This is a genomic window from Photorhabdus khanii NC19 (assembly GCF_000517265.1).
GTDB classification, from domain to species: Bacteria; Pseudomonadota; Gammaproteobacteria; order Enterobacterales; family Enterobacteriaceae; genus Photorhabdus; species Photorhabdus khanii.
On sequence record NZ_AYSJ01000011.1, the window covers coordinates 148785 to 165433 of the forward strand.

Annotated in this window: 9 protein-coding genes and 4 pseudogenes; 9 read left to right on the forward strand and 4 right to left on the reverse strand. The window is 41.3% G+C overall.

Annotated elements, in window-relative coordinates:
• Nucleotides 1-15: 15 nt before the first annotated feature.
• The 4 genes and pseudogenes from PTE_RS10505 to PTE_RS10515 all read left to right on the forward strand — a co-directional run.
• Nucleotides 16-945: pseudogene (locus tag PTE_RS10505) on the forward strand (IS630 family transposase); the annotation flags it as partial.
• A gap of 98 nt (nucleotides 946-1043) precedes the next feature.
• A complete protein-coding gene (locus PTE_RS10510; protein ID WP_036846054.1) occupies nucleotides 1044-1472 on the forward strand; it encodes an SMI1/KNR4 family protein in 429 nt (142 codons plus the stop codon).
• A 235-nt stretch (nucleotides 1473-1707) separates the two neighbouring features.
• A pseudogene (locus tag PTE_RS23650) lies at nucleotides 1708-2199 on the forward strand (HNH/ENDO VII family nuclease); the annotation flags it as partial.
• A 2-nt stretch (nucleotides 2200-2201) separates the two neighbouring features.
• On the forward strand, nucleotides 2202-2639 hold the full coding sequence (locus tag PTE_RS10515) for a hypothetical protein (protein WP_036846057.1): 438 nt from the start codon (nucleotides 2202-2204) through the stop codon (nucleotides 2637-2639).
• Between the two features lie 49 nt (nucleotides 2640-2688).
• On the opposite strand, the gene PTE_RS27240 is transcribed toward PTE_RS10515, so the two are convergent.
• Nucleotides 2689-2793: a DUF7706 family protein gene (locus PTE_RS27240; protein ID WP_422615327.1), complete on the reverse strand. Its 105-nt coding sequence runs from the start codon at nucleotides 2791-2793 to the stop codon at nucleotides 2689-2691.
• 291 nt (nucleotides 2794-3084) lie between these two features.
• Here PTE_RS27240 and PTE_RS22810 point away from each other — a divergent pair.
• Together PTE_RS22810 and PTE_RS10535 are read left to right on the forward strand one after the other, a co-directional pair.
• Nucleotides 3085-4696, forward strand: a pseudogene (locus PTE_RS22810) (IS1634 family transposase).
• 860 nt (nucleotides 4697-5556) lie between these two features.
• Nucleotides 5557-6573 (forward strand): formamidase, encoded by a 1017-nt coding sequence (locus PTE_RS10535; RefSeq protein ID WP_036846063.1) that lies wholly within the window; start codon nucleotides 5557-5559, stop codon nucleotides 6571-6573.
• A 132-nt stretch (nucleotides 6574-6705) separates the two neighbouring features.
• Here PTE_RS10535 and PTE_RS10540 read toward each other — a convergent pair whose 3' ends face one another.
• Both PTE_RS10540 and PTE_RS10545 read right to left on the reverse strand, forming a co-directional pair.
• Nucleotides 6706-7878 carry a MalY/PatB family protein gene (locus PTE_RS10540; RefSeq protein WP_036846065.1) on the reverse strand — a complete coding sequence of 391 codons (1173 nt, stop codon included), beginning with the start codon at nucleotides 7876-7878 and terminating at the stop codon, nucleotides 6706-6708.
• A 434-nt stretch (nucleotides 7879-8312) separates the two neighbouring features.
• Nucleotides 8313-9041: a LuxR family transcriptional regulator gene (locus tag PTE_RS10545; RefSeq protein ID WP_036846067.1), complete on the reverse strand. Its 729-nt coding sequence runs from the start codon at nucleotides 9039-9041 to the stop codon at nucleotides 8313-8315.
• 506 nt (nucleotides 9042-9547) lie between these two features.
• Here PTE_RS10545 and PTE_RS10550 point away from each other — a divergent pair.
• Nucleotides 9548-10135 (forward strand): AidA/PixA family protein, encoded by a 588-nt coding sequence (locus PTE_RS10550; RefSeq protein ID WP_036846070.1) that lies wholly within the window; start codon nucleotides 9548-9550, stop codon nucleotides 10133-10135.
• A 120-nt stretch (nucleotides 10136-10255) separates the two neighbouring features.
• On the opposite strand, the pseudogene PTE_RS10555 reads toward PTE_RS10550, so the two are convergent.
• Nucleotides 10256-11222: pseudogene (locus PTE_RS10555) on the reverse strand (IS30 family transposase).
• A gap of 90 nt (nucleotides 11223-11312) precedes the next feature.
• Here PTE_RS10555 and PTE_RS10560 point away from each other — a divergent pair.
• Nucleotides 11313-15410, forward strand: a complete 4098-nt coding sequence (locus PTE_RS10560; RefSeq protein WP_280739722.1) for a hemagglutinin repeat-containing protein — start codon at nucleotides 11313-11315, stop codon at nucleotides 15408-15410.
• Nucleotides 15411-15603: 193 nt separating this feature from the next.
• Entirely contained in the window at nucleotides 15604-16599 is a 996-nt protein-coding gene (gene yhjD / locus PTE_RS10565; RefSeq protein ID WP_036846072.1) for an inner membrane protein YhjD, read from the forward strand.
• The last annotated feature ends 50 nt before the right edge of the window (nucleotides 16600-16649 follow it).

Sequence of the window (16649 nt, forward strand, 5' to 3'; positions counted from 1 at the left end):
GCNNCAACNNCGNTCCTGGTGGCCTGTGAGGGTTGGAGTTCTGTCATGATCGCTCAAGCCTTGGGCCGGCATGAAACGACCGTTAATCGTCATATCAGCGATTACCTTAATCACCGCAAACTCAAGCCCGACAATGGCGGCTCTCAGAGCCACCTCAGCGAAACACAGCCGCAGGAACTTATCGCTTATCTGCCCGTGAATCTTCTGCCCACCACACAGGCGGTTATCCGCCTTGTTAAAGAAGCGTGGGATATCAGTTACACCGTTCCCGGCATGAATAAATGGCTGCACCACAAGGGATTCAGTTATAAAAAACCGACCGGCGTGCCACACAAGTTCAACGGGGAACAGCAGCGGGCCTTCATAGAAACTACGCAGTCAATCAGAGCGGCAGACCATGAGCCCATCCTGTTCATTGATGGCGTCCATCCCACGCAGGGGACGAAACTGGCTTATGGCTGGATGCGTAAAGGCCAGAAAACCGTAGTGAAAACCACAGGAAGCCGTACCCGTCTGAACCTGATGGGGGCCCTGAATCTGGCCGATATCGGTAAAACGGTGGTACGCGAGTATGACCGTATCGACAGTTATCACATCGCAGAATTTTTCATTGCCCTGCGTGAAACCTATCCGGTCAGTCAGAAGGTTCATATTATCCTTGACGGAGCCGGTTATCACCGGAGTGAGTTGGTGAAAGACTGGGCTTATGTGATGAATATCGAGCTTCATTACTTACCCCCCTACAGCCCGAATCTGAACCCGATAGAAAGGCTGTGGAAAGTGATGAATGAACAAGTCAGAAATAATCGTTACTTCGCCTCGGCGGCCTTGTTCAGGCAGGCGATACATCGCTTTTTTACGGAAATATTACCGGAACTTGCCGGGAAGCTGTCGCGCCGTATTAATGACAACTTCCAGATTCTGAATCCTGCATCTTCAAGTTAAGCGAGTATAAATCCTAATACCATTCCTTCAGGAATAGATCGTGCTGCATTTAATAAATGGAGAGAACAGTATTGGATGAACAGAGCTGGAGATTTTAAATGAATAGAGAGAAATTATTAGATCTATTGTCAACATCTGATCTATTAAATATGGGTAACACAGATGATGCACCTCCAACTGAATGGATAGAAAAAGCAGAAAGCGCATTGTCATTGACCTTACCTGATGATTATAAATGGTTTTTAGTAAATTTTGGGGGCGGCGATATATGTGGTGATGAAATATACAGTATATATTGCATTCCATTTGAAGAGGCTGTAGGTGGTGACTTAGTATACCAAAATACAATAGCTAATAATTATCTGAATGAAGGGCGTTTAGTTGTATCAAATACAGACTTTGGAGAAGAGTTTTACTTTGATACCAGAGAATTGAAAGCTATTTATGTTGCATTGGGTGAAGAGCATAAATTGTATGCAAGCAATTTTATTGAATTCTTATATAAAAGATTAATGTCTTATATTTAAGATTAAAGCCGGAAAGATCCCCGTGATCTTCCGGCTTTTTGTAATGCTCCGGTCATCTCACCTTGCGTTGTCAGATAACAACAAGATGGGTTTTAACTGAAGGTATTATCCGTAAGCGGCGCATTCAGACCATATTGATGGTGGCTAAGAAGTGAGATCGACCTTCCAAGGCAGCAGTTTATGCACCTGGTTTGTAGGCCAGTCCGCAATATGACTGATGACATAGCGTAGCCAGACCTCTGATCCGATTGGGCTGGCAGGGGGCCTGAATCCGTATGCGTATGTCCATAACCCGGCAAACTGGATTGACCCTCTGGGGCTAAGTGGTTTCTTTACACCATCTATTTTTAACGCGCCTTCTGGAAATACCCATACTGTTTACCAGCAAGCTATTGATTGGGATCTGCCTGTTAATACAAGAAATGGAATAAAAACAAATATTGATTTAGCATTAGAAGGTAAAAGTCCTTTTGTTGTTAAGAATGGTAAATATTCACAGATAAATTTACATCACTCCAAACAAAACGGATTAGGATCATTATTTGAACTTTCGGCTGATACTCATCGGAAATATTATGGAACTAAAGCGCTTCATCCACATTTGCCGAATGCACATCCAATTAACCCTGTTAATCGAGATCAATTTAATATAGATCGTGATGCATATTGGCGAAACAGAGCCGAAGCTGAATTGAAGATTAGAAAACCTAGAAAATGTGGGATATAAACATGTTATCTGACAAAGTAAGAGAGCATCTTAAGAATCAAGGATGGTGGTACGAAGAGATTACCGAAGAATATCATAATGCTTTGATTAATCTAGATATTAACCTGGAATCTGATTTTTCTCAGTTCTATTTACACGCCGAAGATGGACCAACATTTTACAGTAGAAATCGTGAAATTTATCAAATCTGTTGGTTCATAATTAACTCTAACTATATGTTAGATGTAAAAAGAATGCATAAGTCTCTTAATCTACCTGAGGAATATATTCCTTTAGATAGTTTCGAGGGAGAGTATGGTTTTTTTTATAATAGGAAAACAGGTGAAATATTAGAATTGAGTTTAGGACAAGCAATGAAAGATTTTTCTGATGGGAAATTAAAACCACAATGGAAAGACTTTAATTCTTTTATTGAATGGTTCTTTGAATTAACTAACTAATCACAACTATAAAAACAGGCCGGAAAGATCTTCCGGCCTTCTTTATGATCTAGCGGGGCGCATACCCACGGTAAGCCAGAGCGGATTGAAGCTTAGCGATCGCATCCTTAATCTGATACGCTTCTTCACCATTAACAGATAAAGCGCGTATCAACCCGCGATTCTGTGGACAATATGAGGATGAAGAAAGTGGTTTATTTTATAAAAGGATAGTTAATTGTATTTAATCGAAAATCATTAATCATTAATCATTAATCATTAATCATTAATCATTAATAGTGAGTTGAAAAAAATATTCAGTAAAAGAATATATCCGTCATTCCGCACCTCATTCCTGATTTAAAAATAGTGTGATCTTACGCACGCTTTATATTTTTGTAGCGCCAATAAGATTGACGGCGATCGCGCATTTTGATCTATTACTTTTATTTGCCGGAAAGTCACTATGTCCATACCTGAGCCTGTCATTAAACGTCTTGATCACCTGGGGCTTATCGCCGCTTTCTGCCATGAAGCCGGATTACCCCGTATGATTGATGCCATTATCCCAAAATACGCAGAGCATACTGTTTCTCACGGCGAGGCGTTTCTTGCGATGATCCTCAACGGGCTGGGATTTCACAGCCGGACACTCCATATGTTTGNCTGCGCNTNNGGCATAGCCGATTGACGCTTGATTGGTCCCGGCATTGACGCAGAGCACCTCAATGACGATGTNNTCGGCCGTACACTGGATGCTTTATATGAGGCTGGCGTATCGNAGGTTTATCAGGTGCTTGCTGAGCAGGTTATTGATAAATTAGGGATAAAATCNGATTCTGTGCATCTTGATATCACGAGTTTCCACGTGGATGGGGAGTACAAGTCATCGCCCGATGAGGATACTCNGCGCATTGAACTGGCNCGGGGTTACAGTCGTGACCACCGCCCCGACCTCAATCAGGTTATCCTTGANCTGATTTGTGAAAATCNNGCGGGGATACCGGTTTACATGCAGGCAATGAGTGGGAATACCAACGATGCCTAAGCGTACACAGAAGTCACAAAACACCCTATTAGTTGTCTGAGAGCAGCGCAAAACAGTCGCTATTTTGTCGGGGATGCCGCGCTGTATAGTGAAGCGGCAATATCTTCTCTTCATCAACAAAAACAACACTTTATTACCCGCGTGCCGTTGACGGTTAAGGAAGCTAAACAGCAGCTGCGGAACGTGAATACCCNCCAATTACAGCCTTTTACCGAAGGTTACNCGGGATGNTGGATTGAATCCCATTATGGCGGGGTCCCGCAGACGCTGGCTACTGNTCAGCAGTACGGNTGCCGCGCAANGTGAAGCACAGNCTTTCGCGAAAAACACCCTGAAATTAACGGAAAAAGAGCTGAAATTGTTTGAAAAATTGTGCAAAAAAGCGTTTGCTTGCAAGGAAGATGCGTTACATGCCCTGCGTTATTTTGAATCCGTCTGCCAGTTTCTTGGGGTTGATGCTCCGGAGGGGAAGGAAATCGTGACTTATCAGGGGCGTGGACGTCCGGCGAAAGCTCAACGCGCTCAGATTCATTATCAGCTATCGGGCCGGGCTTACAGCCAGCAGGATAAAGCTGCCGATGCCAGACTCCAGGTGGGGATGTTAATTCTCGCCACCAATGACATGGACGAGGAAGCCCTTGATATGGAAACTTTCCTGGCCAATTACAAAGCCCAGCAAAAGGTTGAGCGGGGCTTCCGGTTCTGAAAAGCCCGGAGTCCTGCCGTGGCTTCCCTGTATCTGAAAAAACCGGAACGCATCGAAGCTTTATTGATGGTGATGACATGCAGTTTAATGGTTTATGCGGCGCTGGAGCATAAAATTCGCAGCGGATTGAAACAAAATGCGGCATTTTACCCGGATATGAAAAACCGGCAGACCCAATCGCCCACCGCCCGTTGGGTATTTTTAACCTTTGAAGGGATTAATACCTTCGAATTTCAAGAGCATCGGAGGGTAACGGGTATACAACCGTACCAAAGTGACCTGTTGAAAATATTGGGTCAATGGTATGGGTCTTTTTATTCCTGAATTGGGTGCGGAATGTCGGCTAAAATATCCGGCGTCTGATGATCTAAGCACCGTAGCGCATACCCACAGTAAGCCAGAGCAGATTGAAGTTTATAGATTACATCCTTAATCCAGGCAGCGAATAGTTCTGCCCCGGCTGCCGGTAATCATGGTTTTATAGAGAGCCTGGACAATCAGGCGAAAGTGGTTATAGCAACAGCGCGGACAGATTCCACGATTGGGAAGGAAAAATTTGCCCAATTAGCTCTTTATAAATCAGTAAAAAAGTTGTCATAGAAGTAAGAATGGCTCACCGAAATGAAGTCGGCCATTTTTTGTACATTTTTATTCAGAAATTATTTATGAGTTTTATTTGTTAATGCTTTTATTAGTCAAATCTGCCATGTGTAATTACTTTCACTGTAATTCTATATTGTTTTTATATGATCATATTAGGGAATTAATTTATCATCATAAATTTAAATAAAAATACAGAAACTATTGATAGGCTATTTTTTCGTACAAGTTTCTATTAGCAAAAATGAATATAATTATTAGGATAAAGCCGATCAATACATACTCAATGTTTTGAACCCATCTTTCCACATGTCCCCATTCGACTAACTAGTCCATTTACTCTCTCATCAGTGACTCATCCAAGGCAAGCTCATACTAATGTTAGTAAAAGTATTTTTTACTACAAAGTAATTAATTTTTTTATTTGATGTTGCAGATCGCATTTTGGTGATCAAAAGAGGCGCTATTATGCATTAGTAAAATCGCTTAACGGCGGATAAAGATAAAACCGCACTCTATTTGCCCGTATAACGATGAAACTTGCCATTCAATCTTAATCATTACTATTCATTCAGAGGTCTATTATGGGCAGTACCGGGAGTGTAAGTGCGTGGGATGAAGCATTATTAATTGCGGCTATTCAATATCCTGTTCCTGTGATTAAGGGACCTGAAGATATTCAGGTTCAGGTGCAGCAAATCTGTAAAACGATAGATTCAACTAAGGCCGGTTATCCTGATCTGGATTTAATTGTATTTCCTGAATATTCTGCTCAAGGGCTGAATACTAAAATCTGGACCTATGATGAAATGTTGTTATCACTGGACAGTCCAAAAGTTGATAGTTTTCGCCAGGCTTGTATTCGCAACGATATCTGGGGCGTGTTTTCGTTAATGGAGCGTAATGAAGATCCATCACAGCCACCTTATAACACGGCGATCATTATTAATAATAGCGGTGAGATTACGCTGCATTACCGCAAGTTGCAGCCTTGGGTGCCAATTGAACCCTGGATGCCAGGCAATCTGGGCTTGCCGGTCTGTGAGGGGCCTAAAGGTGCAAAACTGGCAGTGTGTATTTGTCATGATGGTATGTTTCCTGAGCTGGCGCGCGAAGCGGCCTATAAAGGCTGTAACGTTTTTATCCGCATTTCCGGTTATTCTACTCAAGTCAACGACCAGTGGATCTGGACTAACCGCACTAATGCCTGGCAGAACTTAATGTATACCGTATCGGTTAATCTGGCAGGCTACGATGAGGTTTTTTATTATTTCGGCGAAGGTACAATTTGTAATTATGACGGTAATATTATCCAACAAGGGCAGCGTAACCCTTGGGAAATTGTTACCGCCGAACTGTTCCCGCGTCTGGCAGATAAGGCTCGTGAAAACTGGGCGTTAGAGAACAGTATTTTTAATCTCGGTTGTCGAGGTTATGTTGGTAAACCCGGTGGAGAGAGAGCTAATTATTTGACCTGGGTGCGCGATCTGGCAAACGGTGAATATAAACTGCCTTGGGATGAAAACATCCGTATTCGTGATGGTTGGAAATACTATCCAGAAGGTGTGAAATTAGGGCCATTGCCGAAAGTCGATAATTGACTGCTCAGTCTGGTATTTTCCTGATATGAAAGGTAAAGCTGAGTTCCGTTAATTACAGAACCCAGCCCTTATTTGTTTATCCTCTGACCGTAAATATAATAGAAGCAGTTTATTTGCCAGAATTAATCATTCTCAGCAAAGCTTTTTCAACGCTGAGATTAATTTCCGGATACCCAATTCAACTTTGCTACGGGGGCATCCTGCATTAAAACGCAGGAAACCATTACCAGCTTCACCATAAATTCTACCCGGCATAATGGCAACTTTCTCTTCATGGATAAGTATCTGCTGCAATTTATCATCATCAATATGCAGATTACGCAGGTCTATCCAGGCCAAATAAGTCGCCTGTGGCGGCTGCCAGTTCAATTGTGGAAATGCTGCATTCAGTTCCTGAGCAATATAATTCAAGTTACCACTCAGGTAATCGCGTAGTGCATCAAGCCAGGATTGCCCTTCCCGGTAAGCCGCAATATGGGCTGATATCGAGAAAATAGCAGGAGAAGATAATCCATCACAATGCATTAATTGATGGGAATATACCGCACGACTATGATCATCATAAATAAAACCATAAGCCCCCGTCAGCGCAGTAAGATTAAATGTCTTAGATGCCGAAGTGATTAATGCCCAGCGAGTCGTAGCAACTTCACTCCAGGGAATATGTTTCGTTTCTCCCCTGAGTATATCCATATGAATTTCATCACTGATGACACTGACATTATAACGCTTACACAATTCAGACATTGTTTTAAGTTCAGAATAACTCCAGACTTTGCCAGTTGGATTATGCGGACTGCACAGCAATAATATTTTTGTTTCCGGTTGAGCGAGCAAGGCTTCAAGTTGATCCATATCACACACCCAATCATTGCCTTGTTTCTCAAACGGGCAAGAAAGCAGTTGCCGCTGGTTCTCTTGAATAATTTTATAAAATTTATTGTAAGCAGGAGTATGGACAACAATACCTTCACCGGGTTCAGACCAAATTCGGATTAACTGCGAAACCATGTACATCACAGAAGGGCCATAAACCATCCAATTTGTATTGATTTCACAATTAAATTGTTGCTGATACCAATGACGTATAGCACCAAGAAATTCTTCATGCTGCCAGCTGCTATAACCTAATATGCCATGATCCACACGTTTCTGTAATGCCTGAATAACACAGGGCGCGGTGGCAAAATCCATATCAGCGATAGTAAAAGGGAGAAGATCGTCAGCACCAAAAAGATCTCCAACATAGTCCCATTGAATACACCAAGTACCGCGGCGATCAATAGGGGTATCAAAGTCAAACATTATTTTTTTCCTTTAAATTAATGCATCAAGCTCATCTTTTACCGACTGAACTTGCGGCCCGATAACAGTTTGTGAAGCATAATAACATCATGACTGCTGAGGGAAGTCCTCATCCCCAACATAATGACTTTAACGGGTATTGCTAAATATTGTTTAATAAATAGCACCACGGATCATTGGGTGAAATCACCCATCGTCGATAAAAATTTCAGAATAAAGTCTAACATTTACCCTTTATTGGCTTAACAGACATATGACAACGATTTGAACAGTCATTAACAACCTCAGAATCATACATATATTAATCAGATAACAGGCAAAATCATTTTCTGTACAAGTTCTCCTATCAATCCATTTGAATAATAATATTAATAGTTCAGGTTGATTTATAAAGTAAAAAATATAAACACCAGATAGTTTCCAATTGATATTAATTATATGTAGCCAAGTAATACAGCTTTAGCTGTTGCTTGAAATTTGTTTCTACAACCAAGTTTCCTCACAATATTCATTAGGTGAAAATCAACTGTCCCTTTAGTTACACAGATAGTTGCTGCAATTTCACTTGATATCATCCCATCTGCGGTATACCTTAATATTTCTAATTCTCTATTTGAAAATGAAGTCTCATCTATATAGAACGATTGCAAATATTTTGCGTTTGATGTCAAATATCTTATTATCCTAATATATACTCCTAAAATCTCTCCACTGCATTTATACATTGTCTCGTTATCAATATACCCGTCTTTCCCCGCAACAGAAAATATCCCGTAAGTTCCTGAAAATGCAGGAAGCCCAAAGGTGATCCCAGAACGAAACCCATATTTCTGATTCACATACCAAAGTTCTTGCCCATTAAACGCTGAAAAAAAATCCAAATCCCATACTTTTGAAAAATCAGGTGGAACAGGTCGGAAATTTAGAACAGGATCAATCATCCAATACTTTTTTTCTATATAAATAGCTCTCCAAGATTCATGATAATTATTAAAGAAATGCACTTCACGGTTAGATATAGGAAAGCGTGCCTTTAATACAAGAGAAAATAAACTAAACCCCGAAATTTTATTAATAATTTCACAAATTTCAGCCACAAAATGAGCATCTATATCTAATTCATGAAATTTATAAGGTGAGGTATATGGTCGATAAATATTCATTCAATGTCCTCTTGAAAATTAAGAATATTGATAGTGAATCATAGTATTTATTATAGTAGCAAAACTTCCACTTAATGAAGAAAATAATCATTTACTGTTATACGGAGGCAAAGTATCTGGTAAGCCACAATGTACTTGTACTACTCGTAAACAAGAGTAACTATATCAATATAATTGAAAATTTAATAATCCAGAAAAAAATATATATAAATATAATATATTCATATGAAACATATTAAACTACTTAAGTAATTACTCAACATATTAATCTAAAGATTGGTTTTTGTTTTTTATAACAATAAGTTAACCTAAATATTTAACTATATAACGTAGTCCCTGATAAATATATCAGTAATTTTCCCGTATAAACTATGATTTATACTAGTGGATGTTTCAGCCTTAATAGTTAATTATTAAAAAAAATAAAATTATTAGAATAATAACTAGCAATCAAAATAACCTTGAAATTTCCAATAGATAATTTAAGTATATAAAGAGGTATTATAATGAGTGAAGTAATTCAAGATCAAAACAATATTGTCACAGCCAGGAACTCTGTTATAGCCGATGTTACCTTTGTTATTGATGTTGATTCAATTGTTGAGTTTATTCATGATAACCAGATTAAGGGTTCTCTGGACTCTAAAAATCCAATAACAATCAAGGAGTATGTATATATAGCGAGTTATACTCCCGCAGATGGAATGAAACTTAGTAGTTCATCTGGTGCCCGTATAACTGTTCCCGTTAATGCAAATATTAGATGGAGGGCTACAACTGTATCTAATAATTTCGACTATTCTATTATATTGTATAAGTTCCAAAAACTGAGTTCAGGAGAAGATGTCATCTCTATTCCATCACAAATATGGTCACAGAACCCAACAGGTAAAAAAACTCCAATGATCCCTTCAGGAGTTAATGCGGGAGAGGATGAACCTAAGCCAATTTTTGTTGAATCTCGAGATAGTTATTTTCAAGCAACGGCCCATAAGCCAGGTGTAGAACGATATACATGGTTTTTTGCCGCTTATGACGGTACAAAGCTCCTGGGTTATTATCGAGACGATCATATGTTGAGTACTAATAGCTAATATTTGTATACTGTAGTTTCCTACTGGAAAATTATCAAAATAGTTTTCCAGTATTTCTACTTTATCAACTTGCCTAATATACATAATAAACGGTAGATTCACATAATAAGTACAACATCGTTAATCTGGAAGTAAACATGTTCGTATTCCCTTAAATAATTCATTCGGTGTTTTCCCACCCCGTGTTTTCCGGGGGCGATTATTTAATCGGTTTACCACAAAATTGATTTCCTGATGAGAGATTTCATGAAAATCGGTTCCCTTTGGAAAGTATTGTCTGATTAACCCATTGATATTCTCATTGATCCCTCTTTCCCAAGGCGAATAAGGGTGAGCAAAGTAAATTTGGGTTTCTAATTTTTCACTGATGATTTCATGATCTGCGAACTCCAGACCGTTATCGAACGTGATGGTCTTAACCTTTTGTTTTAACGGAGATAATACTTTCACTGCCGCTTTCTCGACTTCTGAAGCTCGCTTGCTATCAAGTTNNACGATAATTGTATCAGCGTCTTGCGGACACCAATGTTAATAAGACACTTTTTTTTCCTGGCCCTATTATCGTATCTCCTTCCCAGTCGCCAATACGTTCTTTTTTATCAACAATTTCCGGGCGTTCATCAATACTGACCCGATTTTTAATTTTGCCTCTTCTTTCATAGCTACCATAACGTTTACGATAGGGTTTTCTGGCAATTCGCAGATGTTGCCATAAATCACCCCCCTCTATTTTATCTTTATAAATCAGTCTATAAATTGTCTCATGATGCAAAGATATCCCTTTATGTTGCTTTAAATAATCAGCCACCTGTTCAGGACTTAAGTCTTTCCAAATTAACCGTTTTATCCATTTTTTTACTTCCGGCGTTATTTTCACGGCTTTCTTAGCAAAATGACGACAAGCCAATACCTTCAAATGAGCCTGTTCAGGGCAGTATGTCTGGACTTCTTGATTTCTCTTCAATTCTCTGCTGATGGTCGACGGGCTTCGCTTAAGTGACTCAGCAATGAAACGCTGTGAAAAACCCGCTTTTTTTAAACTGGAAATCTGATATCTTTCTGTCTCGGTCAGTTGTGTATAGGCCATAGTGCATTTTCCTGTGGCGGGAAAGGTGCCTACTATAGCAACTGACCGCCTTTCTGAAAAATTGCACTTATTAGTCGAATCCGCCAAGTTATCAGCAGGAACCCTTCCCTGTTATTAGGTCAGCACGAGGTGTTTGGTATCGCAGCAGATTATGTGCTGGCAAACCCAAATGGCATCACCTGTAATGGATGTGGTTTTATCAATACTAACCGCGCTGCTCTGGTCGTTGGTAATCCATTGGTAGAACAGGGTAATTTGCAAGGTTTCAGCACTTTTGATAATCAGAATAGTCTGAAAATTAAATCAGATGGCTTAATCGCCAACGCGGTTCTTGATCTTATTGCCCCTAAAATTGATAGCCGGGGAACTGTCACCGCTGAAAAAGAGATTAATGCTATCAGTGGTGAAAATAAAACCTCCGCCACAGGAGAAGTGCTCGATTCTCAGCAAAAATTAACCGGGATGCTGGATAGTTATTATCTTGGCAGTATGCAAGCCGGGCGCATCCATTTGCTTAATACCGCCAAAGGCAGCGGGGTAAATCTGCAAGGCTCTCTTTCCGGGAGTGACAAGATTATTGTTGATTCTCACGGCAACCTTAATTTAGAAGCCACACACCTGCAAGGTGGGGATGTTGAGCTTCTGGGCAACAATATTCAGGTAAAAGGCAAAGTCAGCGAATCAACATATAGCCGTGACGGTAGTAATAATTACCAAAGCTATTTCCGCAGTTCTTATATCAATGACAATAAAAGCAGCCAGTCACTGGCCCGCACTAAACTGGAAGGCAAAAATATTTCATTGGTTGCCAAGAACAATAACCAGATGACGGCCACGGATATAGTGGGTGACAATATTAATCTGAGTGGCGCCAATCTGATTTTAGATGGGCAGCAGTTAATTCAATCCACTAAAAATGTTAATAACCAACGGGGTTATTCCTGGCGGCATGAGGTTACTCAGGAGAGTGAAAAACAACATCAGTCAGGGAATACGATAAAAGCCCGGCAGAATGTCAATTTAAACGCCATTGCAGGTGACGTTAAGGTCTTTGGCAGCCAAATAGATGCCAAAGATAAACTGGCTATTACAGCAAAAAAAGATGTACAGATTGCTGGTCTGACTGAAACAGAGAAAACATCAGAAAAAGGTTACAAGAAAAATCACACGGCTAAATTGCAAACGGGAAGTTGGGAAGAGAGTAAACAGACTCAGCGCCTGATTGCCAGTGAATTACGAGCAGGAACTGATCTTAATATTAAAGCAGGAACCCAAGCCGAAATTCTTGGCGCGAAAGCGCACGCAGGCCAGAATCTGGTACTGGAAGCTGGTAAACAACTGCAAATCAATGTGCAGAAAATTGCTGATAGCCGTGTTGTACGTGATGATAAGAAATATTGGGGCGGTATCGGTGGTGGCGCTAATAAAGACAACAGTGAGGTGAAAGAAACCAGCTATGCATCCGAACTCACTGCCAACGGGAGTTTATTGCTGTCCGGCCAAAAGGGTATATCGATTACCGGTAGCAAAGTAAAAGCGGTTCAAGGTGCTTTTATACATGCTAATAGTGGCGAGTTAACTATCGACAATGCTGTCAGTCATCTCAATCAGAAAATTGATGAGCGAACAGGTACGGTATTCAATATTACCAATAGTTCACAAAGGACCAGCAGCAATCAACAGAAATCTCATGGCAGCGAGTTAGTTTCCGAGGCTGATCTCAAATTACTCGGCGATGAAGATCTGAATGTGGTTGGCAGCCTGGTGCAAAGTGCCGGTGCCCTTAGCCTGAATACATCCGGTCATATCAAGGTACTCTCTTATGGCGAACAGAAACAGGTTGATAAGCAAAACACTTCTCTGGATCTGCAAAGTCAATTCCAGCAAAAGGGAGATAAGCAGTATCGCGCCGGCGTGGGTATTGAACATACCAGCAACGGTCAGAAAAATCAGACGACAACACAGCAAGCTTCTACGTTGAGTGGAGGGAGTATCACTATTGATACTGATAAAGACGTCACCCTCAGTGGTTCCAATCTGATGACAACCAAAGGTGATGCTAAAATCACCGGCGCAAATGTTCATCTGTTAGCCGCGAATAACAAAAAATCTGAAGAGAAATCTCAGAGTAAAGAGCACGTTGGTGTCTATCTTACCGGAGGAATCGATAAAGTGGGTTCCGGTATTCATGGTGGCTATGAAGGTAATAACAACAATCATACCCGCACCACCGCCGTTGTTTCCGGTTCGAAGATCGCGGGTGATTTGAACATTAAAGCCAACGGGGAATTAGTTCAGGAAGGTGCAAGCCATAAAGTCAATGGCACTTATACTGCTGAGGCAGGCAAAGTCAGCAATCTGGCTGCATCCAATACTGAATCAAATTCCAATAGTAAACTACAGGTCGGCACGGATATTGGTGTCAATATAGATTATAGCGCTGTCACCCGCCCGATTGAGAAAGCGGTGAAAGAACCCGCAAAATCAGCTCTGGATGGCACATTCGCCAAGAAAGGCACACCCAATCTGGGAGTGGATATTGCAGCCAACGGCAGTAGCACTCAGACAGCAAGCAAAAAGTCCGACTCTGTCGTGACATCTGTCCAGGCCAGCAATGTCGTTATTAAAACCAATGGCGAACTGTATGATCAGGGCACTCAATATCACGCCAACCAGGGTAATGTCTCGCTGAAAGCCGGCAACCATACCAGCGAAGCAGCACAGAATCACCACGAAAGCAGCCACAGTGAAACCAGCGGCAATGCGGACCTGCGCGTCTATACCACCACCGGTGAAGATATCTCTGCTAATGGTAAGGGAAAAGGCGGCACACAAAACAACCATACTTCCACAACCGAAGCAGTCACCAGCCAAATTACTGCAACAGATGACATTAATATCCATGTCGAGAGGGATGCTGAATATCAGGGTACATCTCTGTATGCCAAAACAGGCAAAACCAATATAGATGCGGGAGGGGATATCCGTTTTGATCATGCCACCAGCAGCACAACGAAAACAGCGACCGGTCATAACGGTGAAGCTTCTGCTAAAGGAGGAGCCTCTCCAGAAGGCAAGAATATTCATATCGGTCTTGGCGGCGGTTACAACACGGATAGCAAAAACAGCACCACAGCTCAGGTAAGTGAGATTAGCGGTAAGCAAGGGGTCAATCTGAATGCAGGCAGTGACCTGACGCTGAAAGGCTCAGCAGTGACAGGCAAGCAGATCGATCTGACGGCCAAACAAGGCAATATTGAGCTGGTCTCTGTTCAGGATCGCGTTAACAACGATGGTTGGGAATTGAACCTGAAAGGCAACGGTGGTAACTCAAACTCAGTCAAAAAAGCGGAAGATGACAGTACAACCACCACCACAAAACAGAACGTTGGCGGGGAAGTCAAAGTGGGTGTTGATCGCTTGCAAGCAACAACTCAGCGTAATAGCCACATCAAGGGCGAAAATGTTGTCATCAACAGTGGCGATGATACGACCGTTAGCGGTGCGCAAATAGGTGCTGATCAAGTAACAGGTAACATTGGTGGTGATTTGCGGGTTGAAAGCCGTAAAGACACGGAACATGGGCTGAATGTTGGTGTTGATGCGGGTCTTAATTACGCGAAAGAATCTAAAGTCAAAAGTGATGACATCCCCAAAGATGAAATGACTAAGGATCATGCACCTCAAGATGAAATATCTAAAGACGATGTATCGAAAGATGATCCATCGAAAAACACAACAGAAGAACCACAGCAGAAAGGATTACAAGAAAGACTAACCTCCGCGTTTAATAGCCTTAATAATATTAAAGGGATTAATGGCGTTACAGGTAAATTCAAAAGTAATGTCGATATTAAAGATCGGGAAACTGTCAGTGAACAATCGGTAATTTCCGGTAATCAGAACGTTAATCTGGATGTAAAAGGCAATACACATCTGATTGGTGGGCAGATTGGTAGCGAGAAAGGCAATGTCATTATTAATACTCAAAATGTGGAACAACAATCTGTTACAGGTTATGACAACAGCAAAGGTGGCAGTTTAGTATTGCCTGATTCTGTTAGCGGAATTGTCAAGGAAGTTCAGGATGGTGTATTGTCCGGTAAAATACCCTTGGTGAAAACTTATAGCAATGAGACTGAAAATGGCGTAACTCATGGTGAAATAATTAATCGTAAATCGCATTAATCGGTTATGAGTTAATGCATCTCTAAAAGATCCTTCAAATGAGGGATCTTTTTATTTAAGATGCAATAAATAGCGGGAAATAACGGTTTATTTTATTAGAGCAATACTTTTCCATAGTTTTTATGAATTGTTAATAATTATCTTACAATGGCATTATAAGACAGTGAATTATTTGAAGTCATTGAGGGTGCACATGCCAAAGGATGTAGAAAAACAGGAAACAACAGAACATCAGCCGGAAAGGTTATCCAGAACTCCTTTGGAGAAAGGCATTCATCACGGTAAAAAAGCGATTTCTCTGACCGTCAGAGCAGGAAATTATATCCGTAATATTCCTATCATCGCTCACTTTATCCGGGCAACGCTACGCTTTAATGATCGGATGGGTAATCAGTTTGGGGCGGCAATCACCTATTTTTCGTTCTTATCTCTTATCCCCATCCTGATGCTCTCTTTCGCCATTGCGGGTTTTATTCTGGCTTCTAATCCTGATTTACTGGCAAGGCTAATCAATGGTATCGCAAACAGTATTAGTGATCCGACACTCGCCAATACACTGAAAAATAGTGTCGATACTGCGATTAAACAGCGAACTACCGTGGGATTAACCGGTTTGGCGATTGCTCTTTATTCCGGTGTAAACTGGGTAAGCAATTTACGTCAGGCAATTCTCGCCCAGTTCCAGCCTGTCTGGGTAGGGAATCAGGAAGATAACGAGAAAATCTATTTTAAATATATTCGTGATGCCATTTCTCTGATTGGGCTATTATTAGCTCTGGTGATCACACTGTCACTGACCTCTATCGCCGGCTCCGCTCAGGCAACCATCGTTAAGATATTAGGGTTAGATGGCATTGAGTGGCTGCACCCATCCTGGTTCCTGATTGGCCTGGCAATTTCTGTTTCAGCGAACTATCTGCTTTTCCTGTGGCTATTCTGGGTACTACCCCGCCACCAGCCAGAACGCAAAGCATTGTTGAAAGGGACACTGATGGCAGCTATAGGTTTTGAAGTTATCAAATATATTATGACCATGACGCTGCCTCGCCTCGCCAGCTCCCCTTCCGGCGCGGCTTTTGGCTCTGTTATCGGCCTGATGACATTTTTCTATCTCTTTGCCCGCTTAACGCTGTTCTGCGCTGCCTGGATAGCCACTGCGGATCATTATCAAGATAAAAATACCGAATAAATGTGCCCTGGCAGAGTGAGTCTGCCAATAATAACCGATGAAAAGGAGCT

Coding starts and splice junctions, on each gene's coding strand:
- PTE_RS10510 (WP_036846054.1), top strand. CDS start 1,044: ATGAATAGAGAGAAATTATTAGATCTATTGTCAACATCTGATCTATTA.
- PTE_RS10515 (WP_036846057.1), top strand. CDS start 2,202: ATGTTATCTGACAAAGTAAGAGAGCATCTTAAGAATCAAGGATGGTGG.
- PTE_RS10535 (WP_036846063.1), top strand. CDS start 5,557: ATGGGCAGTACCGGGAGTGTAAGTGCGTGGGATGAAGCATTATTAATT.
- PTE_RS10540 (WP_036846065.1), bottom strand. CDS start 7,878: ATGTTTGACTTTGATACCCCTATTGATCGCCGCGGTACTTGGTGTATT.
- PTE_RS10545 (WP_036846067.1), bottom strand. CDS start 9,041: ATGAATATTTATCGACCATATACCTCACCTTATAAATTTCATGAATTA.
- PTE_RS10550 (WP_036846070.1), top strand. CDS start 9,548: ATGAGTGAAGTAATTCAAGATCAAAACAATATTGTCACAGCCAGGAAC.
- yhjD (WP_036846072.1), top strand. CDS start 15,604: ATGCCAAAGGATGTAGAAAAACAGGAAACAACAGAACATCAGCCGGAA.